The sequence below is a fragment of the Paenibacillus sp. Root444D2 genome (assembly GCF_001426375.1).
GTDB lineage: Bacteria > Bacillota > Bacilli > Paenibacillales > NBRC-103111 > Paenibacillus_E.
This window is the reverse complement of the sequence record NZ_LMEO01000045.1, coordinates 315068-341409: the sequence shown is the minus strand read 5'-3', so window position 1 is coordinate 341409 and position 26342 is coordinate 315068. Positions and strand designations below refer to the sequence as shown.

Annotated in this window: 20 protein-coding genes; 17 read left to right on the top strand and 3 right to left on the bottom strand. The window is 44.4% G+C overall.

Features of this window, described 5'->3' with window-relative positions; genetic code table 11:
- Positions 1 to 13 precede the first annotated feature (13 nt).
- The 5 genes from ASD40_RS23100 (at position 14) to ASD40_RS23080 (ending at position 5178) form a co-directional block, all read left to right on the top strand.
- Positions 14 to 1042, top strand: coding sequence for a LacI family DNA-binding transcriptional regulator (locus ASD40_RS23100; RefSeq protein WP_057305507.1), 1029 nt, complete (start codon positions 14 to 16; stop codon positions 1040 to 1042).
- A gap of 32 nt (positions 1043 to 1074) precedes the next feature.
- Complete coding sequence (locus ASD40_RS23095) at positions 1075 to 2133, top strand: Gfo/Idh/MocA family protein (protein ID WP_057305506.1); 1059 nt, start codon at positions 1075 to 1077, stop codon at positions 2131 to 2133.
- Between the two features lie 33 nt (positions 2134 to 2166).
- Positions 2167 to 2886: a ThuA domain-containing protein gene (locus ASD40_RS23090; RefSeq protein ID WP_057305505.1), complete on the top strand. Its 720-nt coding sequence runs from the start codon at positions 2167 to 2169 to the stop codon at positions 2884 to 2886.
- Between the two features lie 150 nt (positions 2887 to 3036).
- A complete protein-coding gene (locus ASD40_RS23085; RefSeq protein ID WP_057305504.1) occupies positions 3037 to 4242 on the top strand; it encodes an ATP-binding protein in 1206 nt (401 codons plus the stop codon).
- Between the two features lie 45 nt (positions 4243 to 4287).
- Complete coding sequence (locus tag ASD40_RS23080; RefSeq protein WP_235549355.1) at positions 4288 to 5178, top strand: glycoside hydrolase family 43 protein; 891 nt, start codon at positions 4288 to 4290, stop codon at positions 5176 to 5178.
- A gap of 761 nt (positions 5179 to 5939) precedes the next feature.
- Here the strand turns inward: ASD40_RS23080 and ASD40_RS23075 are convergent.
- Complete coding sequence (locus ASD40_RS23075; protein WP_057305503.1) at positions 5940 to 6950, bottom strand: BadF/BadG/BcrA/BcrD ATPase family protein; 1011 nt, start codon at positions 6948 to 6950, stop codon at positions 5940 to 5942.
- A gap of 2 nt (positions 6951 to 6952) precedes the next feature.
- Positions 6953 to 8248 carry a 6-phospho-beta-glucosidase gene (locus ASD40_RS23070; RefSeq protein WP_057305502.1) on the bottom strand — a complete coding sequence of 432 codons (1296 nt, stop codon included), beginning with the start codon at positions 8246 to 8248 and terminating at the stop codon, positions 6953 to 6955.
- Positions 8249 to 8491: 243 nt separating this feature from the next.
- On the opposite strand from ASD40_RS23070, the gene ASD40_RS23065 reads away from it, so the two are divergent.
- From ASD40_RS23065 to ASD40_RS23030, 8 genes are all read left to right on the top strand, one after another.
- Positions 8492 to 9358: a MurR/RpiR family transcriptional regulator gene (locus tag ASD40_RS23065; RefSeq protein WP_057305501.1), complete on the top strand. Its 867-nt coding sequence runs from the start codon at positions 8492 to 8494 to the stop codon at positions 9356 to 9358.
- Between the two features lie 176 nt (positions 9359 to 9534).
- Positions 9535 to 10449 (top strand): N-acetylmuramic acid 6-phosphate etherase, encoded by a 915-nt coding sequence (murQ, locus tag ASD40_RS23060; RefSeq protein ID WP_057305500.1) that lies wholly within the window; start codon positions 9535 to 9537, stop codon positions 10447 to 10449.
- Between the two features lie 70 nt (positions 10450 to 10519).
- Entirely contained in the window at positions 10520 to 11962 is a 1443-nt protein-coding gene (locus ASD40_RS23055; RefSeq protein ID WP_057305499.1) for an ABC transporter substrate-binding protein, read from the top strand.
- 97 nt (positions 11963 to 12059) lie between these two features.
- Entirely contained in the window at positions 12060 to 12965 is a 906-nt protein-coding gene (locus tag ASD40_RS23050) for a carbohydrate ABC transporter permease (RefSeq protein ID WP_057305498.1), read from the top strand.
- A gap of 16 nt (positions 12966 to 12981) precedes the next feature.
- On the top strand, positions 12982 to 13842 hold the full coding sequence (locus ASD40_RS23045; RefSeq protein WP_057305497.1) for a carbohydrate ABC transporter permease: 861 nt from the start codon (positions 12982 to 12984) through the stop codon (positions 13840 to 13842).
- Between the two features lie 34 nt (positions 13843 to 13876).
- Positions 13877 to 14845, top strand: a complete 969-nt coding sequence (locus ASD40_RS23040) for a GNAT family N-acetyltransferase (protein ID WP_057305496.1) — start codon at positions 13877 to 13879, stop codon at positions 14843 to 14845.
- Positions 14846 to 15553, top strand: coding sequence for a PIG-L deacetylase family protein (locus tag ASD40_RS23035; RefSeq protein ID WP_057305495.1), 708 nt, complete (start codon positions 14846 to 14848; stop codon positions 15551 to 15553).
- 802 nt (positions 15554 to 16355) lie between these two features.
- The gene (locus tag ASD40_RS23030; RefSeq protein ID WP_057305494.1) at positions 16356 to 17495 is read left to right on the top strand and encodes an exo-beta-N-acetylmuramidase NamZ family protein; all 1140 of its coding nucleotides are present in this window, start codon (positions 16356 to 16358) and stop codon (positions 17493 to 17495) included.
- A 77-nt stretch (positions 17496 to 17572) separates the two neighbouring features.
- On the opposite strand, the gene ASD40_RS23025 is transcribed toward ASD40_RS23030, so the two are convergent.
- Complete coding sequence (locus ASD40_RS23025) at positions 17573 to 18406, bottom strand: helix-turn-helix transcriptional regulator (RefSeq protein ID WP_057305493.1); 834 nt, start codon at positions 18404 to 18406, stop codon at positions 17573 to 17575.
- Between the two features lie 139 nt (positions 18407 to 18545).
- On the opposite strand from ASD40_RS23025, the gene galA reads away from it, so the two are divergent.
- From galA to ASD40_RS23005, 4 genes are all read left to right on the top strand, one after another.
- The gene (gene galA / locus ASD40_RS23020) at positions 18546 to 20918 is read left to right on the top strand and encodes a beta-galactosidase GalA (protein WP_057305492.1); all 2373 of its coding nucleotides are present in this window, start codon (positions 18546 to 18548) and stop codon (positions 20916 to 20918) included.
- Between the two features lie 31 nt (positions 20919 to 20949).
- Positions 20950 to 22131, top strand: a complete 1182-nt coding sequence (locus ASD40_RS23015) for an alpha/beta hydrolase family protein (RefSeq protein ID WP_057305491.1) — start codon at positions 20950 to 20952, stop codon at positions 22129 to 22131.
- A 149-nt stretch (positions 22132 to 22280) separates the two neighbouring features.
- A complete protein-coding gene (locus ASD40_RS23010; RefSeq protein ID WP_057305490.1) occupies positions 22281 to 23843 on the top strand; it encodes an extracellular solute-binding protein in 1563 nt (520 codons plus the stop codon).
- Positions 23844 to 23936: 93 nt separating this feature from the next.
- Positions 23937 to 26303, top strand: a complete 2367-nt coding sequence (locus ASD40_RS23005) for a glycoside hydrolase family 95 protein (RefSeq protein ID WP_057305489.1) — start codon at positions 23937 to 23939, stop codon at positions 26301 to 26303.
- The last annotated feature ends 39 nt before the right edge of the window (positions 26304 to 26342 follow it).

Genomic DNA, 26342 nt, shown 5'->3' with positions numbered 1-26342 from the left:
TGTTTGATCATAAATGGCTAAAATTGATGAAGTTGCAAAATTAGCGAAAGTCTCTAAAGGGACAGTGTCGAATGTTTTTAGCCAAAAAAGACCCACAAGCGACGAAGTGAAAGAAAGAGTAATGACGGTCTCCAGACAATTAAATTATGTGCCTAATCATATTGCGCGAAGCTTGGCTACGAAGAAAACCATGGCGATCGGGTTGACCATCCCGCATGGCAGCTTCTTTTTTAGCGCATTTCATACGCAGTTCATCAATGGCGTTATTTTGGAAGCTTCCTTTTATGGATACAGAGTTCTGCTGGATATGATTCCTGTGCAAAAGGTGAAAACACCATTCCTGTCGAGTTATCCGATTGATGGTGCTGTTGTGATGAGCCCGACGACCGATGACGACCGTATCAACCTCATGCATGGTGAACAAATTCCCTTTGTTACTGTCGGTAGAGTCATGAATACCAATATTCATAAAGCTTTCAGCGTGGATAACGACAATCACAAGATTATTGACAGTATATGCAAGTATTTGATAGACAAAGGTCATAAAGACATTATGTTCTTAAATGCAAATGAGTTTATGACTGTGTCCATCGATAGAAAAGCAGGCTTTATCAAGGCGATGGAAGATCATCAGCTCAAAGTAGAAGAGCACATGATTCATCATAAGCCTGCCCTACATACAAGTGAATACATGGACTATGGGTATGCAGAGACGATTAATGTCCTTGGTGAACAGAAGAAAAAGGTAACAGCGATAATAGCAGATGACGACCGCACGGCATTCAGTGTCCTTAATGCACTCAAGGATTTGAATCTCAGGGTACCAGAAGATGTATCTCTATTTGTCATATGCGGAGATCTCTCTATGATGGTTCAATCTAACCCGTCTTTGACTAGCATGGATTTGCAGCCTTCGGAATTAGGGGCTCAATCTGTCCGATTGTTAATGCACCAACTAGGCGTTCTGCAAGGGGATTTCTTGGAAAATATGATTATAGAAAGCAAAATTATTGAAAGAAATTCTTGTCTGACGATTGGATAAGTAGTTGAAGAAAATATCGGGAGGGCAGCAGGATGAACAAAGAACTGTGGAACGTAGGCATTATTGGCCTTGGAGGAATTGGCGATTATCATATGAACCATCTTTCGAGAATCGCGAATACGAGAGTTGCAGCCATTTGTGATGTGAATACGAAGGCCGTTCAAGAGGTTGGTGATCGATTACACTTATCAGCTGAGAAGCGCTATAGCGATTATAAAGCGATTATTGCGGATACCGATGTTGATTTTATCATCTCCGGTGTCTCGAATAAATTCCATTATGACATCCTAAAATATGCGATCAAATGCGGTAAACCGATATTTTCCGAAAAGCCTTTCACACGAACGATGGAAGAGGCGGATGAATTATTAGGCTTATATGAAAAGAATCCGATACCCTGCATGATTGGGTTTTCCTACCGCTACAGGCCTTGCTTTCAATACGTGAAACAACTTGTAGTACAAGGGAGTTTAGGGCGTATTCGGCATATTGCCGCTCACTACTTACAAGAGGAAAACGCGCCTATGTTTAACAAGGAGTACACCTGGCGATTTAACAAAGAGATGGCAGGATCAGGTATTTTAGCGGACATAGGCTCTCATATGGTGGATGCGGCACGCTTTTTTGTAGGAGAATTTACGCAAGTTACCGGCATGATGAGCACGTTTATCGATCACCGAACGGATCCGCGAACGCAGCAGCACGTTGAAGTAGACGTGGATGACTTTACCGGATTCCAGTGTGTGCTTGAAGGCGGGGTCATGGGCACATTTTATACCCATAAAAATGCAATTGGAACGAAAAATCAATTTCATGTTACGTTGTTCGGTGATCTGGGCACCGTCAGGATTTCAGTCGAATCACCGAACGAAGTTCATTTGACGGTTAGAGAAGGCGAAAAGCTAGAGCTAATAGAAAAAGTCATTCACTTGGACGAGGCATCGATGAAGCCCATGCTGCAGGATTTTGTGGATTATTTGGAACAGGCTAACTCGCCATTACTCCCTACAATCATAGACGGATACCGTAATCAACAAGTGCTGCAAGCGATCATAGATTCAGCTAAAGACGGAGTAACGAGAACCATATAACTGCATTCATTTATCCAAAAAGGAGCGAGTTGTATGATTAAAGTAACGATATGGAATGAATTTCTGCAAGAGCAAAGAAAAGAAGAAGTAGCCCGGATCTATCCCAAAGGGATGCATGGAGCCATTGCTGATGGTATCAGGCAGGATGGCTTTGAGATTAGCTTTGCAACCTTTAATGAGCCTGAGCATGGACTTACCCAAGATAGGCTGGATGCTACCGATGTTCTCATTTATTGGGGTCACGTCGATCACAACGGCTTTCAGGATGATGTCGTCGATCGTATTTGTAACCGTGTACATAAGGGGATGGGACTGGTTGTCCTGCATTCAGGCCATCATTCCAAGATGTTCCGCAAGCTAATGGGGACATCCTGCGACTTGCTTTGGAGAGAAGCGGATGAGAAGGAGCGGCTTTGGGTTGTTGATCCATCTCATCCAATCGTTGAGGGCATTGGGCCCTTTATCGATTTGGCGGAAGAGGAGATGTACGGAGAGCATTTTGATATTCCTGTACCTGATGAATTAATCTTCGTTAGCTGGTTTGAGGGTGGTGAGGTGTTCCGCAGCGGCTGCACCTACCGTCGCGGTCAAGGCCGAATTTTCTATTTCCGTCCAGGTCATGAGACTTATCCTACCTATCACAACAAAGATGTTCAGCGCGTAATCGCCAATGCGGTGAAATGGACAGCCCCGGTTATAAGAGAAAAAACGTTCTACGGACATCATTCTCCACTGGAGGAAATTAAGAAGTAATGGAAAACGACACCTTTGAGGTGTCGTTTTTTTTGTCGAAAAAGATTTGCATCAGGCAAGCATGAATCGACATACGGAATGATAGATTTGGAATATGATAGATTTATAGATGTTGGTGTGATTCATTAATCATTGAAGGGGTTGATCGTTTTGGGCAAAAGCAAAATAGAAATATCCTCAAAAGGTATCGAAAAAACTCTTCGTAAGTTTGATTATTTGCAAGCAATCTCTGAATATATTTGGAATGGATTCGATGCGCAAGCTACCGTTGTGGATGTTAAGCTGCATAAGAATGTTCTAGGCGGCATAGATCAAATTGTCATTGCTGATAATGGTTATGGCATAGATAGAAGAGATTTAGATCGGAAGTTTACGCCATTTTTTGAATCAGAGAAGCAAGTTGATCCTGAAAAGCGAGTCAGAACGACATCAGCCATGCATGGAAAGAATGGCATCGGTCGATTAACCTTTCATCACTTTGCTTCCGATGCAACATGGAAAACGACATATTTGGACGGCCTTCTAAAAAATACGTATACCATTCGTATTCATTCGAAAAATTTGGATACCTATGAAGTTACGAATAACATCTTAACAGATGAAGATTCAGGGACGATGGTAACTTTTCATAATATCATGAAAGACTTTGTATATGAGGATTTGTTGGCTTTTTTATGTAAGGAGTTTGGGTGGTTCCTGGAACTTCATGCTGAAAAACATTTCGATGTTAGAATAGATGGCGTATCCTTAGACTACTCGTTTGTGATAGCCGAAAGAGAATGTTTTAGAATCGTTCATGAGCCTACTCAAACGGAGTTTGCAATCAAATATGTGCGTTGGAAAGATCGAATCAATCATGAATATTCCAAGCTTTACTTTATCGATTCAAATTTAGCAGAGAAGCATAAGCAGCCGACAACTTTTAATAATAAAGGTGATTCCTTCTATCATAGTGTTTATATTCAAAGTAAAGGATTTGATCATTTTGATTTTGATAGTGAAGACAACGGTGGACAACTGGAATTATCTTTTGGAGCAAGTAGAAGAAGCGAGGCCTTTCAATTTTTACTTGAAGAAATCAACACGTTTATTAAGCAAAAAAGGAAGCCCTACTTGGGATTATTAGCAGATCATGTTATTGAAGACTTTGCGGAATCCAAGGCATTTCCTACTTTTAAAGACGAACCTGAGGACAATATCAGAAAAGAAGAGCTGGAATCTGTGATCAGGGAAATGTGTCTACTAGAACCAAGAGTGTTTGCACGGTTAAATCCAGAACAGAAAAAATTGGTGGCTCACCTTATTCATTTAGCGATGGGTTCAAATGAGCGACAACGTTTGTTGGAGGCTTTATGAGGTACATGACCTAGTTCGATCATGTTATGATAGATGGTGTTAAGAATGCCGAAGACAGCGACCATCTACCCGAAACAAGGAGACTTAGCCAACGTGCACTTATTCAGCTATTTTACAGAAATCGAAGAGAAGTTGTTTCTTGCTGCTAGTGAGGACGGTTACCATTGGAAGGAATTGAACGATGGGCGCCCTATTTGGGAATCACCGATTGGAACGAAGCAGCTGCGCGATCCGTTTGTTATTGAAGACGCAGCTGGGAAGTTTCACCTCGTATGGACGGACGGTTGGCAGAGCAGGAGCATAGGCTACGCATGGTCCATGGATCTTATCTATTGGCAGGGTGCCAAACTCATCCCCGTGATGGAGCACCTTCCGGAAACCCAGAATACTTGGGCGCCGGAAATTTTCTATGACACAAGCAAGCAGGCATACCGGATTGTATGGTCTTCTACGGTAGGAGCGGGTCCGAGAAATCACCGAATTTGGTCTACGACCACAACTGACTTTAAGGATTTCTCGGAAGCGCAGATCTTCTTTGATCCGGGTTATAACGTTATTGATGCCACCATTACGGATCTAGATGATCGTTATTTGATGCTGTTTAAAGACGAACGCGGTCTTAATGAGAAGGGAACTGCTAATAAAGCCATTCGCTTCTGTATCGTAGCGAAGGAGGATAGTGATCGCCCATCGGTCAACCACATCTCCGAACTGATAACCCCAGCGCTCACGGAGGGACCGACGCTTTATAATGTGGAGAGAAACGGAAGCAAGGAATGGATTCTGTTAGTTGACGGATTCCAAGAGCATTATTATGGAGCTTACCGTTCTACTGATCTGATGACATGGAACAATATTACGGACCAAGTACATGTGCCCAAGGGTGCAAGACATGGTTCGGTCATACAGCTGAACAAGGATCTGTCCCTAAAGTAATTAATTCAATTTTCACGTAGGGGCAAAGCCACAGCTAGCTTGAATGCTGGTTGATAGAGGCTGTTTATTCATTCATTGTGTGCCTAAAAACTGGTAGGCTACTCCAAAAATTCGATTTTATTGTCGTTCAGCAACTTCGTTTGGCTACCGTGATTACCAATGTTGTAGTTTCTACAACAATTCACACGCTTAAAGGCTGATTTGCAAGCAAATGTTGTAGTTTGTACAGCATTTCGAACCCATTTGTCGCGAAATGGCGTATATGGGGAAAAATTTTTGTACATTATGCAACATCGAAGGCATAAAGGTGGGATCTGGACAGAATTGTTGCATTTTCTACAACATCATTCTATCCAGAAGATGGATTCATTCATTCATTCATTCATTCATTCATTCAAACCTTAACTCCCCTCTACTCCAACTATTTCTCACGTGTGATCCTATACCCCTTTCTTATTCATGGTAAACGTAAATAGACCCGAAAGAGGTCACTTTTTTCAAAGTGTTCATCTTTCGGGTCTTACTTCATTAATTCTTGCCCACTTATTTTTTTGTTTTCCATCGTCTGCATGGGAAAGCCATCCGACCTTTAGTTTGGGGAACGTCGAATCGTTATTTGGGGAAATCGGAGCTTGAAATCGAATAAGAGGAAAGAGAAAGCGCTATTTGACCAAATGAAACGAGCCGGAGGCTAAAAACAGCGATATAACGCCTCGTCGTTCCCTAAGCATATTCTAATTGCTATAGTGAGAGTTTTTATACTATAAAATATCGTGTCGTTCTACGGCTTCAATCACTTTCAGACGAGTATCTAAATTCACTGGATGACCATAGGCAAGTTCCAGTGCCCATAGGACCGCGCCAGTTGCAGGTGGGACTTCTAGAAGGATGTAATTGCAGCTGTGATTGGTCAAGTTTGAAATATGATTTTTGAAGTTTAGGAGCAGCAGAGGACTTTCAGCTTTGACCCAAACTGATCCTGCAAGAATGATATCGACTTCATGGTCAAAATCCAGATTGTGCATGCAGCCAACCGTGGAGTAGGCCAGTTGCTTGGCCGTGTTATCTAGTATATTCAAAGCTACGGAATCCCCGTTATCTGCCGCGGAGAACAGGATTTGCACCAGCTTAGTGGTGGGAGTTGTTCGCTTTTGTATGCCGTTCAAGGTGTATTCAATGAACAGTTCTTTACTGGGTATTTGCAGCAGCTTCATGACGGGTTCAGTCATCATGGTTCCTGGCCCCATACGGTAGAAAAAGTCATATACAGCCCGTAGTACTTTTCTGGCTAGAAAGAACCCTCCAGCTTCATCCCCAGATAGCTCACTGCCAACACCGCCGACTTGAAGGCGCTTTCCACTTGGAGAAATCCCTCCCGTAGAGGAGCCCGAGCCATTAATGGAGCAAATGCCGAAGCCCTTTTCACTTCCAGCTTTAACACCCAGGAATGAATCGTTGTCCATGGCATAGTGAATAAAGCCGATACGCTCAATGACTTTGCATAAATTTTCTTTCTGGGATGGAATATCCGCGCCAGCTAATCCGAAAGCACCGGCTGCTATATGATCCATCGTTATCTGATTGCGCGTCAGCAAATGCTGAATATTTTCATTCATGATTCGGAATGAGCTCAGGTATGCGTCGGGGAACTGCTCGTGACTGCATGTACCTGTGTGAATATGGTCTACAAAGTTCCCTAGGATATCAAATAGAAAGTAGTCCGTTTTACTATTTCCGCCGTCGACACCAATAATGTAGCTTTTAACTATCATGACTACTTCTCTTTAGAGAAAAACTGTGGGAGATGGGCCTTGTGGGCTTCTTTCAACTCATTGAAGCAGTTATGCGCGGCATCATAATCACCAACCAATGGATTCATCAATAGCGCGCGCATGGCGGCATCTTCGCTGCCGTTCACTGCAGCAGCTACGGTTTCACGTTCGTAGGCTTTGACCATACGCATATAATCAATGATATGTTGATTATTGAAATCCGTAACTTTGATCGGTGTGGCGCCATTTTTACCAATAACGGCACAAACTTCAACCGCGTCGGAGTCTTCCATGAAATCTAATGCCCCGTTGTTAAGAAGGTTGACTACATGTACCTCTTGTTTATCGTTATAGATGGCATCGACTAAACTGATGGCTACTTCTGAGTAGTTGGCACCTCCACGCGTGGAAAGCAGTTCCGGTTTTGAATGCAGTTCGGAATCCAAGTAGATATTGAGCAGCTCCTCTTCGATCTGCATACATTTCTCGCCTCGAGTTAATTCACTTTCTTTCAATAATGTTAGCTTCTTCTCTTTGAAGTAATAATATTCCAAATAAGAAGAAGGTATGGCTCCCACCATCTGAACGACCTCTTTACTGAATCCGCTTGAAGGAATATTCTTCATCGCTTCACTGTTAAGCCCCATATCAAGTGCCGTTTTCACATAATCCTTACCATCTTGCTCAATCGTAGTAATCCAGCTTAAATGGTTAAGTCCCACATAGGTAAAGCTAGCATGGTCTAATTGCAAGGTTTCACGAATGCTCTTGAACATGTTGAAAGGAACATTGCACAGACCTAGCATCTTCACGTTGGAATGGTTAAGCAGAGCTTCTGTAATAATTCCGGCTGGATTGGAGAAATTGATAAGCCAAGCATCCGGACACAGCTCTTTCATACGGTCGGCAATATGAAGCATAACAGGAATGGTGCGCATGGCTTTAAAAAATCCACCGATTCCGCAGGTTTCTTGCCCGATTAAATCGTATTTGAGAGGAATGGTCTCGTCGAGTACGCGGGCAGGCAGCTTACCCACACGAATTTGTGATAACACAAAATCCGCATCCTGCAGCGCTTCATCCAAGTTTTCGGTTAAGATGACTCGACAAGGAATATTTGCTGCCTGTATCATGCGCTCACAGAGTTTGCCTACAATGTTTAGCTTTCTTGCATCAATATCCATGAGTACTAGTTCATCTATTGGTAATACGTCTTTTCGCTTAATCATTCCTTCAATCAATTCTGGGGTGTAGGTGCTTCCTGATCCAATAATCGCTATTTTCAATTTTTTATTCATCCATGTAGTCACCCTTCCTATTTAGCTCAATCTCGCTGCTATTATAGCATCGCATTCAGAAACGCTGCAATATAATTTGAAATTTAATTTTACTTTGAGTGGTTTATTTTGAAAATAAATTTCTTGACTTAATATTCGAAATTGTGTCCTATTTTAGATATTAATCTTGTTTTTTTGAGCAATTATTCGTATGATGAGATTAAAATTTTAGCTCAGAGAAAATAGGGTGAACAGATAATATATATGTCAATTAATGATAATATTTTGATAAAAATTCGTGATATGAAAGAAAGCCTAACTCCTGTAGAGAAGTTGGTAGCCGAGTACATTTTGGAGAATTTAGAGGAAATCCCGCATCTTTCGATTAAGAGCCTTGCCGGGCTGACGAAGACCAGTGACGCATCTGTTCTTCGTTTCTGTAAAACGATGGGGTATAAAGGTTACCGGAACTTTATTGTAAGTATCTCAGCTTCAATTGGATCTATGGACGATGATGAGAAGGATCAGTACACCGATATTCAACCTGGGGATGATCTATCTGTCATTATCTCTAATATTTCTCGCAATAATAGTAAATCTATTGAAGACACCCTCAGTGTCATTGATAAAAATGAAATAGCCCGTGCTGTAAAAGTCCTGCGTGAAAGTAACCGTATTGCATTTTTCGGAATTGGTGCTTCCGGTCTGGTCGGTATCGATGCGGAGCAGAAATTTTCAAGGATTAACAAGATGTGCCATACCTACACGGACGGGCACAGCCAACTCACGGCAGCTACGCTGATGGACAAAAGTGATGTAGCCATCTTTATTTCGAATTCCGGCAGTACGGTGGAAATTCTCGATTCGCTAGAAATAGCCAAAAAAAATGGCGCATGTATTATTGCAATTACCAAATATAATAAAAGCGAGTTAGCAGATAAGGCGAATATCGTCTTGAGCATCTCAACACCAGAGGTAACCATCAGAAGCGGTGCCATGGGATCGCGAATTGCCATGCTGACGGTAATTGATATTCTTTTTGCGGGTGTAGCCAGTGCGGAGTACAAGAAAGTTAAGAAATATTTAGCTAAAACGCATGATATTATAGCCAGCAGCAAGCATCGTAAATAAAAGACAAAGACAACGCCTTAGCAAGATCAAGTCGTTGTCTTTTTTTGTTGTAAAATAAAATAAAAAATCAAAACTTTATTGTAATAAGAAATAAAATTTCAAAAACTATTGACCATCATGAAATTTTTCGCTAGTATGAAATTAGAAATTGTAGCAAACAGGATAGGAGGAAGGCTATGGATGAGTATCTGTCGGGGTTGACTACGGAAGAGATTAACGAGAAAACACTGGTTATGGATGAATGTACAACGGAACAAATGCTGCGTTTAATGAATGAGCAGGATGCTGAGGTTCCCGCTGCTGTGGGAGCAGAAATACCGCAAATTATGAAAGCGGTTGATATTTTACATCATGTTCTAAAAAACGGTGGCAGAATGTTCTACGTAGGGGCTGGATCTTCTGGCAGACTCGGTGTGCTCGACGCTTCTGAATGTCCTCCTACTTTTGGTATTGACCCCATGCTGGTGCAAGGTCATATCGCCGGTGGCGATGGGGCGCTAAGAATTGCAGTTGAAGGTTTTGAGGACAACGCGGAGGAGGGGATCGCACTCATTGAACGGTGCGGTGTGACAGACAAGGATGCTGTTATCGGAATTACGGCCAGTGGAAGCGCACAATTCGTCATTGCCAGTTTAAAAAAAGCAAAGGAAATTGGTGCAGCAACGATCGGCGTAGTGAATAACAAAAATTCGAAATTAGAGCCTGTCTGTGATGTTTGTATTGCGCCAGTGGTGGGGCCGGAAGCAATTATGGGATCTACCCGATTGAAAGCGGGGACAGCACAGAAGCTGGTTCTAAACATGCTGACGACCTGTACGATGGTGAAGCTTGGAAAGACGTATAACAACCTCATGGTAGATATGAAGGCAAGTAATATCAAATTGTATGATCGTTCTGTTCGAATCATTAGGGCAGCAACAGGGGTAGATGAAGAGTGCGCTATTGCCCATTTGGAAAGCGCTTCCATGAATTGTAAATTAGCGATTATGATGATAAAAACCGGTTTGGATGCAGCGGAGGCAGAACGAGCATTGAATCAATGTGACGGCCGATTGAAAACAGCCATACGTACTTTTAGCAAAGTTGTTTGAAATACTTAATATAAAAAGGAGAGACCTTTGAGCTACGCTCAAAGATCCCCATAAATGGAGGTCTATTTTCATGAAAAGAAAAATGCCCGTATTAGCATCCGTCGTAGCTTTAACCATGGCTTTAACAGCTTGTGGTGGTACTTCCGGCACGAAAGCAACAACTACACCAGCAGGCACGCCTGCTCCAGCGGCTACTGCCGGCGCCTCAACTGCTAAAGACACCATTACGGCTTTGCTGCCGCCAGTTTCACCGAACTACCAAAAGACTTTCGAACAAATGTCCAAAGACTTTACGGCATTGTATCCGAATCTGACATTGAAAATCGAACCAGCAAGCTGGGAAGATATGAAACAGAAATTGGATACGCAAGTGAATGCAGGCAGCCCGCCAGATATTGCGTTCGGAGGCTCTGACGGCATTCCTAAGTATCTGCAGCAAGGATTGCTCATGGACATTACGGATTCAGCAACTCCTGAAATGATTAACGATTATGATAAAGCTCCGCTTGAATACATGAAGAACGGAAAAGGTCTTTACGGCTTCCCGGCGTACATGGAAGTTCACGCACTCGGCGGCAACAAAGCGTACCTGGAAAAGGCAGGCATTGATTGGAAAAAAGTACAAACGAGCGGTTGGACGTACGATGAATTCCGTCAAGCGGTCAAAAAAGGCGTCGTAACTGAAAACGGCAAAACACGCTATGGTTTCGTGTTCGCGGTGAAGGGCGTTGCAGCCGTTGACTACTTGGGTATCATGGCGAAAAATGCGGGCATGCCTCACGCGTTTAATAAAGATTTGAAATATGCTTACACTAGCAAAAACTACTTAGGTCTTCTGAAAGATCTTCGTGCGTTGATCGATGACGGCTCCATGCCGAAAGAGCTTAGCTCTGTAGACGCTGGTAAACGTTGGAACATGTTCCTGACAGGTCAAACGATGATCACAGGTAAAGGTCTTGCGGTGTTTGAGAATTCCGCTAAAACTAATAACGCAAAACTTAAAGCAGCTGATGCAAGCGCTGTAAAAGATTCCATCCCGGTTGATTATGTGGTATTGCCGGCTCCGACTTTCCAAGGTGCAAAACCATCATTCGCTACTGTCGTTGACGGTTACATGACGTTCCGCGGTAAAAAGGAACCGACTGCTGAGCACAAAGCGAATGTCGTAAAAGCGGCTTACTTCTTAGCTAGCGGTAAAAATGCTGCAGCAACAAACAGTGATCTGTTTTCTGCTCACATTACGCAAAGCGGTAAAAAAGCGGCTGAAAGCATGAAAATTGACAGAAGCCCTGAGAACATCGCTGCTGTGGACTACATGCTGAAAAATGCAACACCGGCTCGTTCGGATATTCCGACAGAACTGGGTGCTAAAGCGATTAAATTGGAAACAGAAGTTATCGTGCCTAAGTTCCAAGGTCTGATCGCAGGTGAAATTACGCCTGAAGCGATGTATGAAGCTGTGAAAACTGCTGCAATTGCTGCATTTGGCGCAGACGGTGTTGTAAAAGATTAATCATAAGTTGTAACCTCGGATAGTCGTGATGCATGTTACGCGGCTATCCGAACTATTTTAATCCGAGTTTTCTGAAACGGGGTTTGGGGGTTAGAGTATGGCAACGAATATCGCTAAACCGATGAAAAGAAGGAGAATCAAAGGAGAAGGTGCGTGGGGATATGCATTCATTGCTGTGGCTTTGGTCGTTTTTGCGATGTTCACCGCATACCCGGTCGTAAGCGCGTTTATCATTAGTCTCCAAGAATACAAGCCTCTTGGTTCCACCTATGTTGGATTCGACAATTATGTCTCTACAGTGAAAGATGGTTTGTTTTGGCAAGCCATGCGCAATACCGTCGTCTATACGCTTTTGACAGTACCTGTTAACTTGTTCTTGTCCATGGTAATCGCTATATTAATTCTGCCACTCAGGAAAAAAACGCAGGGCTTTTTCAAAGGTGTCTATTACTTGCCTGTTGTGGCTTCAGGTGTTGCTTTATCCGTCGTATGGCTTTGGATCTTCGATCCAATGGAAGGCGGAATTTTGAATCAGTTCATTCATTTCTTTGGCTTTACCAATCAGAACTGGCTCGGATCAAGCAAAACAGCGATGTTTTCTTTGGTTCTGATGTCCTGGTTGTCCAGTCATGGCACAAGCATTATCATCTACCTGGCCGGTCTACTCGGTATTGATGATACGTATTACGAGGCAGCGGAAATGGACGGAGCGAACTTTTTTCAAAAGCTGTGGCACATCGTTGTTCCTTCTTTGAAACCAGCTACATTATTCCTTTTGGTAACGGGTGTTATCGGTTCTTTCCAAGTGTTCCAAAACGCGTACCTCATGACCGGTGGCGGTCCGAACAATGCGACTACCATGGTGGGTCTGCTGATTTTCAATAATGCATTTACTTACTTTGAATTCGGTAAAGCCGCGGCGCAATCGCTGATTCTAGCTGTTATTATCGCGGGAATTTCGGTTATTCAGTTCAAATATGCAGGGAAAGACGTCGAGTATTAAGAGCGGGGGATAAAAAATGGCTTTATACAGCAATCATGCAGGAAAACCTAGAGTAAAAACCATACGTAATTCAATCATTTTTATCGCCCTTCTACTTTTTGCTTTGGCGACGATATTTCCGATCTATTTCATGGTCATTTCATCCTTTGCTGATCCGGTTGAGGCCGGAGCGGTGAGCTACTCCATTTTACCAAGCAAGTTTACATTCGCTTCCTTTAAATTTTTCTTTGATTACAGTGAGTATTCGTATCGTTGGATTTTGAACTCTCTGATCGTGGCGACTACCGTGATGGTGTCCAATGTTATTTTTGCCAGCATGGCCGGTTATGCATTTTCTAAACTTCGTTTTAAAGGGAGAGGCGTGCTGTTTGCTGTGCTGCTTGTCTCGATGATGATTCCTTACCAAGTTACGCAAGTTCCTTTGTATATTCTGGTTGTTAACGTGTTCGAGCTGCAAAATACGTACAGCGCGTTAATTATGCCGGGTATCGTTACGGTATATAATATTTTTCTGGCTAAACAATTTATGAGCAGCATCCCGAACGAGATTATGGAAAGCGCCAAGATCGAAGGGTGCAGCCAGTTCACGATCTATTGGAGAATCATTCTGCCTTTGTCCAAAACCGTACTCGCCGTCATGGCGATTCTAACGTTTATGGATAGCTGGAACACATTCTTCTGGCCGCTTCTTGTGACCAATACGATGGATATGCAGACGATCCAAGTTGGACTCAAAAACTTCCGCTTCGCCAATACGACGTTTATCGCGCCGATGATGGCGGGTGCTACGATCTCTGCACTGCCGATGTTTATTCTTTTCTTCAGCTTGCAAAAGTATTTCTTAGAAGGTGTAACGGTTGGTGCGGTGAAGGGTTAATACTAGCCGCGCGCGGGGGAGGTATAACTTCAGCATGATTGTGTCTTGGGATCAACAATATCGTCAGGCGGTCATTGACTTATGGAATGAAGAAGCCGTGAAAGAAGGCTACAAGGAGCTTACCGAACAAACCTTTGAGCGTATCTTCACGGCCAACCCTTATTTTGATAGTCAAAATGCTTTTGTGTTACTGGAACAAAATGAAGTCAAAGGCTTTGCCTGCGGCTGCACAGGGGAAGATCTGCCGCTTGGGGAAGTGGCGGGATACATCACCTGCATTGTTTTAGCTGAAGACGACAAAACCGATGAGAACTATCAAGGCATGCTTATCGCTTTGGAGCGTCGCTTTCAGCAGCTGGGAAAAAAGCAAGGCGATGTCTTATTTTTTAATCCGATGTTATTGCCGTGGTATATACCGGGGACACCGAAGCATGAGCATAACAATGCTCCGGGCGTGCCGATTGAAAGTAAATTGTATGCATTTTTGCTGCAGGCAGGGTATGTGGAACGCGCCATAGAGTGCGCCATGTATTTGAAGCTGGACGGTTTCACCATACCAGAGGATATCAGAGCCAAGGAAAATAAGGCCGCAGTTGATGGCTACACAGTGGAATTGTTCGACCCGGAAAAGCATGATGGCGTGGATGAAATGCTGAATGGATTTAATAATCTTTTATGGCAGAGGGAAATTGGGCAGAGCACGGCAGAAGGTGTGCCGGTCGTTATTGCTGCATATAAAGGCAAGGTTATCGGATTTGCTGGTCCGGTCATCCGTCAGGACAACGGCCGGGGTTATTTTGCTGGGATCGGCGTGCTTCCTGATCATGAGGGACACGGGTTAGGCAGCATTTTATTCTTTAAGTTATGTGAAGCTTTTCGTTCGATCGGAACCGACTACATGTCGCTCTATACGGGTAGTACGAATCCGGCTATCCGCATTTACGAGAAGGCAGGCTTTACAACCGTCAAACAATTTTCTGTTATGAGAAGGGAGTTTGTGTGAGTGAGCGAGCAAAAGTTAACGATTCTGGCTATCGGTGGACATGTTGGGGATGCCGAATTAACGGCAGGAGGGGTACTGGCAAGTCACTTTTTGAAAGGTGACCGCATTGCGACCCTAGCGCTGACAGCAGGTGAACGCGGCGTTCCGGCAGGACAAGATATGGCCGAATATCGCGTGCAGAAAGTGAATGAGGCGAAAACCTTTGCCGAGATGCTGGGCGGGGAAGCGTTCGTATTCGACGATATTCCTGACGGTGAGCTGCAGGATGATCAGGACATGCGTTTTCGCGTATGCGATGTCATTCGTCAAGTTCGTCCCAACGTTATTATTACACATTGGAAGAACAGCATGCACAAGGATCATATGACTACGCACCGCATCGTCAATGATGCCCGCTATTTTGCCGCCTTGCCGACGTTTGAGCGAGAGCTTCCCGCGCATTTCGCGCAAAGATTGTATTATGCCGAGAACTGGGAGGACGCCGTCGACTATCGTCCGTATGTGTACGTCGACTATGACCAAGAAGCCTTCGATCTATGGGTGAAGGCCGTCTCCACGCACTGGTTCGTAACAGGCAGCAAGTCCTTCCAGTACCTGGAATACTACAAGCATTTAATGCGTGTCCGCGGGATTGAAGCCAGAAAGCAATATGCACAAACCTTCATGATTCCAGAAGAAAATATGCGTGTCATCCAAACTGAATTATAAAAAATAAAACCAACCTCTACACGCGGCCGCTCATTCTTGAATGGTCTCGTTGGAGGTTTTCTCAATTTGGGGATGGGTAAAGGGTAGATGACCTTCGATTTGCATAGTTTGCAACATGGCATAAGGGAATTTTACATAGATAATCACTCGGTAAAGTGATGATTCTGTTTTTTGTTTTCTGGTTTGTAGGGGAAGTGAGTGGGGAAAGTGGGAGTTAGTAGTTTGTTGTTAGAAGTTAGATGTTGGAAGAGAAGTAGAGGTAGGAGTTAGTAGTCAGAAGTTAGAAGTTAGAAGTCAGAAGTCAGAAGTCAGTAGTCAGTTGTCAGTAAGTAGTAAGTAGTAAGTAGTAAGTAGTAAGTAGTAAGTAGTTAAGTAGTAAGTAGGAGCTTGGGGTTAGTAGTTAGGAAATAGGTAGGCAAGTTGTACTTCATACAACAATTCTCCTCAGTTTCTTCAGGATAAGCTGAAACTGTTGTACGGTGTACAACAATTTAGCCATATTTCTCGCTAAAAGGTTACTTTTGGTTAAAATTGTTGTATTTTCTGCAACATTCGCGAGGATTTCGTGGATTCTCTTGTCTATTGTTGTACAACGTACAACATTTCAGGGAGGAGCAAGATATCTTAGGCGAAAAGTGGGGTTGACCAAATATCTTGGGCGAAGTTGAGTTGACCACCGCCATGCGCGGTGCTATAACGCGTACCCAGGATTCGAGCGCGTCAAAATTTGCTCGGCATCAACTACTCACCTAGGATGGCATAATTCGTTTTTCTTTTATCAAACAAAAAGTAGGAGGCAGCTATGATCAGAAACGGTATCGATTGCATTGAGCAGTACACTCATCTATTTAAAGGGAAACGATTGGGACTAATTACGGCACCTACCGGCTTAACCAATGACTTCGTTTCCACCATTCAAATTTTGCATGAGAATTTCAATCTCACAGCCCTGTTTTCACCGGAACATGGTGTGCGTGGAGATCAAGCAGCAGGCGCTATGGTAGAAACGTATCTGGACCCAATCACACAGGTACCGGTGTATAGCTTGTACAGTAAGGATTCCAAGCGCATGAGTCAGGAAATGCTGAATGAGGTAGATATGGTCGTCTATGATATTCAGGATGTGGGCACACGATACTACACTTTTATTTATACGATGCTGTATGCTCTGGAAGATTGTGCGAAAGCAGGCAAGCCATTTGTCATTTTGGACCGGATCAACCCACTGGACGGGGTGACGGTAGAAGGTAACATTTTAAAGCAGGACTATCAATCTTTTGTTGGCAATTATCCGCTTTGTGTGCGTTACGGTCTAACTGTAGGTGAGGTGGCCACTATGGCTAACGATCAGATGAACTGGCATTGTGATCTGCATGTGATACGTGCTGAGGGCTGGGAGCGGGAGATGCAGTTCGGCGATACCGATCGGCACTGGGTGATGCCCTCTTTGGGCATTCCCCGGTTTGACACGGCTTTGCTGTATCCAGGAACCTGTATATTTGAAGGCACCAATATGTCGGAAGGAAGAGGAACCACAGTTCCTTTTGAAATCGTAGGAGCCCCGTTCATCGACGCTCAACAACTGGCGGATGACATGAACCGTAAGAAACTGCCTGGAGTCGTTTTCCGTCCGGTCTATTTTAAGCCGACCTTTTCCAAATTTCAGGGAGAGTCATGCAGCGGCGTTCAGCTTCATGCGTTGGATACCCGAGCGATTCGGCCATTGGAAACAGCGATCACATTGATGTATACCATTAAGCGTAACTATGAACAATTTTCTTTCCTGCCGCCTCTTAAAGAGGGGTCCAGGCCTTTTATTGATTTATTGTGCGGGGATAAGTTGTACCGTGAAGATCCGTTAGAGGTTTCGGTGTTGTTGGAACAATTTCGGGACGAAAGTCGGGAATTCGCACAGATGAAACAGCAGTATCATCTGTATTAAACGATTTCGTAGACAAATAGCAAAAAGCGTATATTGCCGTGATGATGGCAGGATACGCTTTTTTTACTGTTTATTATTTATGACTTGATTGAGTGCGTTTTTCTAAAGGTGTTTGGCGTAATTCCCTCGCTTTTTTTAAATAGTTTAATAAAATAACTCGGACTTTCAAAACCGACCTTCTCGGAAATAAACTTAACCTCCAAATCAGGAAATTGCTGAAGGAACTCTTTGGCTTTTTGGATACGGAAACGATTGATGTACTCGAAGGGCCTTGTGCCTAACGTTTGTTGAAATAAAACACATGTATAATGCGGGGTTACCGCTAATTGGTTTGCTAAATCCTGAAGGGTGATGGGCTTGTCAAAATGATTGGCAATATAGTCAATAACCGGTTTTAAGTGTTCATATTGATCATGATTGGAGCGGTTGTCCGATGTGGATGTATATCGAAATAATTCCAATAGTATGCCATAAAGCAGCTGGGAGCCATCATAGCTCGATAAATATTTCCGAAGGCTGTATAGATGATTAATTTCATTGATTCTTGCTTGTAAAATCTCAGGTTTAGAAATGTAAAGCACGATGGATTCATGGAAATGCAAAGAGCGAAGGAGAGATTCGGCGAAATTGCCGTTAAATTCAACCCATTGAACCGTCCATGGCTCAATAACAGGATAATAACGGTGAGGGACCCCCGGGTAGAGCAGCATTCCTTGACCTTTGGATAGTGTGGTTGATTTTCCCGCGATCTCAAGCATCCCTTGTCCCTCAAAGCATTGAATCCATTGATATCCCTTATATCCTGTTTTTCTTATGACTTGAGGCTGATTAACCCAGTATCCGGTTGAGACGATATAGAGGGGCAAATTAAAGTCGATATCGGTTAATACGTTCCAGAAAAAATGTTTCATCCCGATCACTCTCTATTTTCGTATATTAATATTGTTATATTACCATAAATATCCTATTATTGTTGATCGATTTATATCGTTTTATAATTATCAATAAAATTATATGACAGAATTAAACATTCGAGAAAGAGGCGTCTACATGGAATTTCAACCATCAAGAGTTAGAGAAAATTTCGATCGGGATTGGTTTTTCCACAAGGGTGACATTGCGATGAAGTATGCCGTAAAAGCAGGGAAGACTGGAGGTATCACAGACAACGGGAAGCCGGAGGACGGGGAATGGCTTGAAATCGCATTTGTGGACAAGGATTCAGGAGAAATACCCATCCCTAAGGATTGGAGCAGGGTTCATATTCCTCATGATTGGGTCGTTGAAGGGAATGTGGTGAATGATCCGAACTTAGGAAGTCGGCCGGGGAGCCATGGCTATTTGCCCACGGGTATTGGCTTTTACCGGAAAATGTTCGCTATTCCTTCCCAAGACTATGGGAAAAAGATAAGTATACATTTCGATGGTGTAATGGGCGTTAGCACCGTTTGGCTCAATGGACATCTTATCGGTACACACAACAGTGGGTATACCGGAGTTCATTACGATATTTCGGATATTATACGTTACGGTGATGAAGGAAATAACGTGATTGTGGTTAAGGTGGATGCCACGCGGTACGAAGGCTGGTGGTATGAAGGCGGCGGTATTTACCGACATATATGGTTGCAGAAAACAGACCAGCTGCACGTTGCGCATTGTGGGACTTACGTAACGACACCTCATGTGACGGAGCAGGCAGCAGATGTTGTCATACGCACTGTCTTGCATAACGAGTACGAGGAAGATCGGACGTGTGAACTCAAATCTACAATTGTAAATGCTGAGGGTGAAATCATCGCTTCTATCTCCGACAAAGTGATAGTTTCATGGCTTGATCAAAGTGAAGTCAAACAATCCCTATCTGTAGGATTCCCAAAGCTTTGGTCACCGGATCATCCTTACCTTTATAAGCTGATTACGGAAGTGAGGATGAGAGATATCCTCGTCGATACGTATGAAACGACCTTTGGTATACGTACCATTGAATTTACGAGAAATGGTTTTATTTTAAATGGGAAGCCGACTCTCATCAAAGGAACTTGCAACCATCAAGATTTCGCCGGTGTCGGGGTTGCTTTACCAGACCGGGTTATTGTATATAAGATTCAATTGTTGAAGGAAATGGGCTGCAATGCTTACAGAAGCGCTCATCATCCGCCGACCCCAGAATTACTCGATATTTGCGACAGGCTAGGTCTGATGGTCATCGATGAGAACCGCAAGCTGGACAGCTCTCCTGAAGGGATTGCCGATCTGAAGAGCATGATTCTAAGGGATCGCAATCATCCTTCGATAATTTTATGGTGTATGGAGAATGAAGAAATATTGGAAGGGAAGGTCACAGGTGCCCGAATTCTCAGATCGCTAGCTAATGTGACTCGCAAACTAGATTCGACACGACCCACACTTGCGGCCATGAATCATGGGTGGAATGGTGAGGGGTACAGCGATCAAGTGGACATTGTAGGCTATAATTACGGACAGAGAAAAAATCAGGATGTAACGGATCATCATACCTACACATCACGGATCATGATAGGTAGTGAGAGCGCAAGCAGTACAACGACTCGTGGAATCTACGAGGTTGATACGGAGAGAGGGTATTGTCCTGCTTTTGAGGGGATGTTAATGCCTTCATGGTCTTGCACGGTGGAAAAGGCGTGGAATGACCTTCTGGAGAATCCATTCTTGACAGGCATTTTCCTTTGGACAGGTTTCGATTACAGGGGAGAACCGTCTCCATACAGATGGCCCTGTATTAATTCGCATTTTGGTATCATGGACACGTGTGGATTTCCGAAGGATGTTTATTATTATCTCAAATCCGTATGGACGGATGAGCCGATGATTCATCTTATGCCGCATTGGAATTGGGGAGAAAAAGTTGGCGAGTTGATTGAAGTATGGGTATATACCAATGGTGATCATGTAGAGCTTACATTGAATGGACGGAGCCTTGGGGATAAAATAATGGTCAAAGCGGGGCATTTGGAATGGAAAGTCCCTTATGAACCTGGCGAGCTCGTCGCAATTGCCTACAAGGAAGGCGTTCAATTCGCTGTGAAAAAGATTCAAACCGTTGATGCGCCATACATTATTCATATGGAGCCGGATCGAATGGAAATTCATGCAGATGGAACAGACATCGCGCTAGTCAAAGTATCGATTCGAGACGAGCAGGGCCGTGTTGTTCCAATCGCTGATAATGAAGTAGTTTTTGCTGTGGAGGGGGCTGGAACCATTTTGGGAGTTGGAAATGGTAATCCTAGCAGTCATGAACCGGATAAGGCGAGTCGTCGACGAGTCTTTAACGGGTATTGTCTATTGTTAATTCAAGCCAGCGCAATGTCTGGAGAAATTGTTGTAACGGGCACATCGGTTGGCCTGCAATCTGCAAAGCTTTCTTTGATAGCTCGATAATAATTTGGAATGGGGAAAGGAGATGCATCGGATGGATCCCAATAAGCAGCACGCCAATAACCCTTCTCTGCCATGGAATCTCGAAACTCTCGATCAAGCGGTGCGCGTGTTTCCTGTTGCTGATATGGACGAGGGAGATATCAAGGCGATATTTTATGAAGGACTTCCTTATCAAGGAAAGCAGACCCGCGTTTTTGCTTATTATGCCATACCCGAGTCAACCTTGAATGCCAAGGTCCCGGGTGTGGTTTTGGTGCACGGCGGAGGGGGAACCGCGTTCAAAGAATGGGTACAGATTTGGCTGGATAAGGGATATGCCGCCATAGCGATGGATTTAGAAGGGCACGTAGGTGTCGAGAAGAACAGCGATGGCTTGAGGCCTGGACACGATTGGAGTGGACCGTCCCGACAAGGAGAATTCGCAGATTATGAGCTTCCTATGGAAGATCAATGGATGTATCATGCGGTGGCCGATGTCATTCTAGCCCACTCCTTTCTACGTTCCTTCGATGTCGTTGATAAGGATAAAGTCGGTGTTCACGGGATTTCTTGGGGAGGAATCGTCACCAGTATCGTGGCCGGAGTAGACGAACGCTTTTCATTTGCCATTCCTGTGTATGGATGCGGATATTTATACGAGGCGAGCAATAAATATGGTCAAAGTTTTGCTAAGATGCCTGCAGACGTCGCCCAAAAGATGAAACAAACGTGGGACCCGTCCGCTTATTTCGATCGCATTTCTATCCCGATGCTATGGGTGAACTGGAGCCACGATCCTCATTTTCCGCTTCACTTGTTCAGCAAATCTTATCAAGCGGCGCAGCGTGGTGTGAACCATTCGAGCCTTAGCATTCACTTTGGTTTGAGACATTCCCACGCAGCGGGGTGGAAGCCGCAAGAAATTTATACGTTCGCGGATCAACTAACACGGGGAGGTCTGGCACTCCCTCAGATTTCGCAGCAAGAAATGATTGGGCTTAGGGTGAAGGTCGCGTTTGCCTCGGAAATTCCAGTGGTGAAGGCTGAATTACGATATGCTTCCAATACCTCGAACTGGTTCGAGGTGGAATGGCTCATCAAAGAAGCATATATCGACAATGCCTCAAATGAAATTCATGCGATCCTTGAGGAAGAAACTTCGGCTTATTTCATTCAAATCACAGATGAACGAGGATGTATCGTTAGTACGCCCGTCTATTGTTTTACTTCCTAAGGAAGAGAGGAACAGACCCCACTGTCAGTCCTTTTTCCAAAAGAAACACAAGAGTAGTGTAAAAAAATACATGCCTATTGGTTATTGAGAAGATTAAGATAGGAATAACCAAGTGAAACTTGTGAAATATTTGAAAAAGAGGTGGACGCGTGAAGCAAATATGGGGTAAAGTGTGGCTCGGTGTCTTGGCAATCAGCGTAATTTCAGGATGCAGCGGGGAAGTCACAGAAAAGAAAAACGGTGACGCAGCTAAGGGAAACGAAAAGTTGAAATTTTCAATGTCGGTTACGACATCAGGGAATAAATATGCTGAAAAATCTGCGGATGTCAATAAAGAAAAGTGGGTTATGAAACTCGAGGAGTTAACCAAAGCGGATTTAGATCTCCGGATGATTCCTCTCAAAGACTTTGATTCCAAAATGTCTCTGATGTTTGCATCTAACGAGATTCCCGATGTCGTGCAAAATGTTGGAGGCGCTACCACAAAAGGCATGTCTGGCTCCGTTGAAGCCGGTGTGTTCATGCCGCTAGATGACCTGCTAAAGCAATATGCTCCGAATATTATGAAAGCGGTACCGAAGGAGGCATGGCAAGAAACGAGCTTCAACGGAAAAATCTATGGGATTCCTTCTTGGTTGTCCAATCCATCAAGGCGTGCGACTTTCATTCGAGCTGATCTGCTCGCTCAAACGGGCCTGCCGGCACCAAAAACGGTGGATGATTTCTTGAATGTAATGCGAGCCTTTAAAAAGCTAGGGGTTGAAAACCCCTACCAATTGCGCGAAAACTTTAAATATGCGGATACCTTGCTGGGAGCGTTTGATGTCCTTCCCTCCCAATTCGAGGTACAGGGAGACCAGGTAGTACCGAAATTTTTTGATGTAGAGAATATGTCGAAAGCGCTTCAAACCTACAAAACAATGTTCGATGAAGGTTTAATTCCGAAGGATTTTGCTTCTATATCCTCGACCGATTATGGGAAAAACATCGAATCCGGCAAAGTTGGGATGTGGTCAGCCAACGCGCAGGGATTGTCCAATTACCGTAATAAAGTTAAAACGGCCGTACCCGCAGCGAAAATTGACATTATTCCATCCCCGCGAGGGCCTGAGAACCGAGGAGGTCACTTGCTTTATTCCAGTATTAATACATCCTACTACTTGAATAGTAAGTTATCGAAGGACAAAGCCATTAAAATCATTCAATTCTTTGAATGGATGACGACACCGGAAGCAGAAAAATATTTCTCTTTCGGCATCGAGGGTGAAACGTACACTATGGAGAATGGCAAGGTTAAGTTTACGCCGCCAACCAAACCAGAGGAGATCGATGAGGACGGATTTCGCGGCATGTTCTGGTTCGTCCATGATGCCAAGTACAATAAAGCCAGAGAAGAGCTGACGCCAGAAGGCCGCGATATGATGCAGTATTTGGATACGGTTGTTTCCAAAGAAGGTTTAGGATCAGTCCGATTTGTACCAGGACTTGAATCCTTCTCCAGATATCCAGATTTGGCGCCGCTTGGAGATGATGTTGGTCCTAAACAGATCATCGACCATATGATCAAAATGATTTATGGGAAAGAGCCGATATCAGACTGGCCGAAAGTTATTGAAGAATACAAGAGCAAAGGCGGTAACGATATTTTGAAAGAAGCAGCTGAGCGTTATAAAAAGGGCTCAGGTGTGATCGTTTCGAATAATCGAGGCTAAGCTGCTAATCGCGACGATAGAAAGTATTTGGACGGGTTCCCCGAACAAATACTTTCTATTCTTTATACACATAAACAAGGAGGAAACGAATCTATGAATACGAAGCATCTCATCACCATGAACTACCCGGCTTCCTGGTGGCGTTCTTTATGGCGGGAAGCACTGCCTTCCGGTAACGGGAGGATTGGAGCGGCTGTCTACGGCGGGGTTCATGAAGAGACGATTCTTCTGAACCACGAAGACTTGTGGTGGGGCGGAGAAACATTGCAGCTGCCGGATGTTAGCGATCGATTGCCAGAAGTACGCAGCTTGCTGAATGAAGGTCAAGCTCCTGAAGCTGAAAAATTGCTGCCAGATGCCCTTAAAGAGCAGGGGTATCGTCCAAAGTTAGATTCCCCGCTGCCGTTAGGGGATTTTAAGATATTCATGCCCTTGCGCCAAGCTTTTCGTTCCTATAAGCGAACGCTTCAAATGGAGACAGGCGAAGTGTCGGTAGGGTGGACAGATGGCGACACCCGGTATGAACGGAGATTGTTTGTATCCCGAACAGAGGATGCGGTTGTGGTTGAAATCCGTAAATGGGGACCGCAATCCATTGATGCGCGGCTGCGTATGCAGCTTCATGATAAACGGGACTTTCGGAAGCCAGGAATTGTGTTTCCCGATAGCGAAGAAATGACATGTACGGGAGATATGATCTATTATGCCGCACAAAATACGGATGGGAGCGATTTCGGCGTCGTCGCCCGCGTCATAAGTCAGGGTGGACAGACAGGGGCTGGGCAGGACGGCTTGACCGTGAAGGCTGCGGATTCTATTCTGATTATCATAAAGCTATTTGCCCATGGAGACCGGTCAAATGAATGGCGCAGATTGGATGAGGAGCTAAAAGGACTCTCATCTTGTTATGAAACACTGCTTTCAAATCACGTAATTGAGCATGGCCGCTTGTTTCGGGGGATGGAATTTGACTTAGCTGCGGATGGACGGGAGCTGTCAAACGAAGAGCTGCTCCTGCAAGCCTATCAAGGAGAGACACCGGATGCTCTCATGGAGAAAATGTGGGCTTATGGGCGATACCTGCTGATCTCCAGTTCGCGTGCGGATGGGCAGCCCTGCCACTTATACGGCTTATGGTGCGGCGATTATGACGCAGTTTGGGCGTTTCACATGGTAAATGAAAATTTACAAATGATCTATTGGCAGGCATTGTCGGGCAATATGACAGAACTGCTGCTTGCAGTCTTTAACTACATGGAAAGGCTGATGGAGGATTTCCGAGTCAATGCCAGACAGCTGTACGGTTGCCGAGGCATCTTTATCCCGGCTCCAAGCGTGCCGGGTTCAGGACTCTTGAAGCATACCTCTGCGCACATTGTTCATTGGACCGGGGGAGCGGGATGGGTCAGCCAACATTATTATGACTACTATTTGCATACTGGAGATTTGGATTTCCTGCGAGATCGGGCGCTGCCGTTCATGCGGGAAGCTGCTATGTTCTATGAGGACTTTTTGACGCTGGGTGAAGACGGATACTGGATGAGTTCCCCGTCGAATTCACCAGAGAATACGCCAGGGAATTATTGGAAAGGTCCTGGCATGTCGATGGGCACAACGATGAATGCGACGATGGACTTTGCTATTGCCAAGGAACTGTTGACACATCTTATCGAAGGGGCACAGATAGCAGGGATGTATACGCAAGATATCCCGACATGGCGGAATATGCTTGATCACATTCCACCCTATCAGATCAGTGAAGACGGAGCCGTTAGAGAATGGATGCATCCCTTCTATGAGGATAACGATCATCACCGCCATGAATCGCATGTGTACCCTGTGTTTCCCGGAACTGAGGTGACGCGGGAGAGTGATCCTGCTCTCTTCCAAGCCTTCGTCAAATCGATAGAGAAACGCTTGGGTCTTGGGCTTAAAGAACAGTCAGGCTGGTCGCTAGCGCATATGGCGAACAATTATGCTCGAATGGGCCAAGGCGATTCAGCGCTTGAATGTCTAGAGACATTGAGCCGCTCTTGTGTCATGAACAATCTGATCACCCTGCATAATGACTGGCGAGGTATGGGGATCGGTGTCGACATGGATTGGGCGCCCGTGCAGATTGATGCGAATATGGGATGGACTTCAGCCATCCAGGAGATGCTGCTCTTTTCAATTCCAGGCGAGCTTCATATTCTGCCAGCGCTGCCTACACGATGGAAAAAAGGAAAAGCGGGTCCGTTATTATCACGGGGCAGTGTCGAGTGCACCTTGGAATGGGATGTGTCGGAAGGACGGCTTGATATTATGCTTCGCTCAACGCGAGGCAGTAAACAAACGGATCTTATTTTTCCAGATGCAGCCGTAGGTTTCAAAGATAGTTACTTGAACTTCAATTCGAAGCTGAGGCATATAACGATTTCAGAGAATCCCCTTCATTTGTATGTTATATTGAGGAGTTGAGGAGTAGTTTACGCTGTTTGAAAGGTGGAGGCTTGAAGC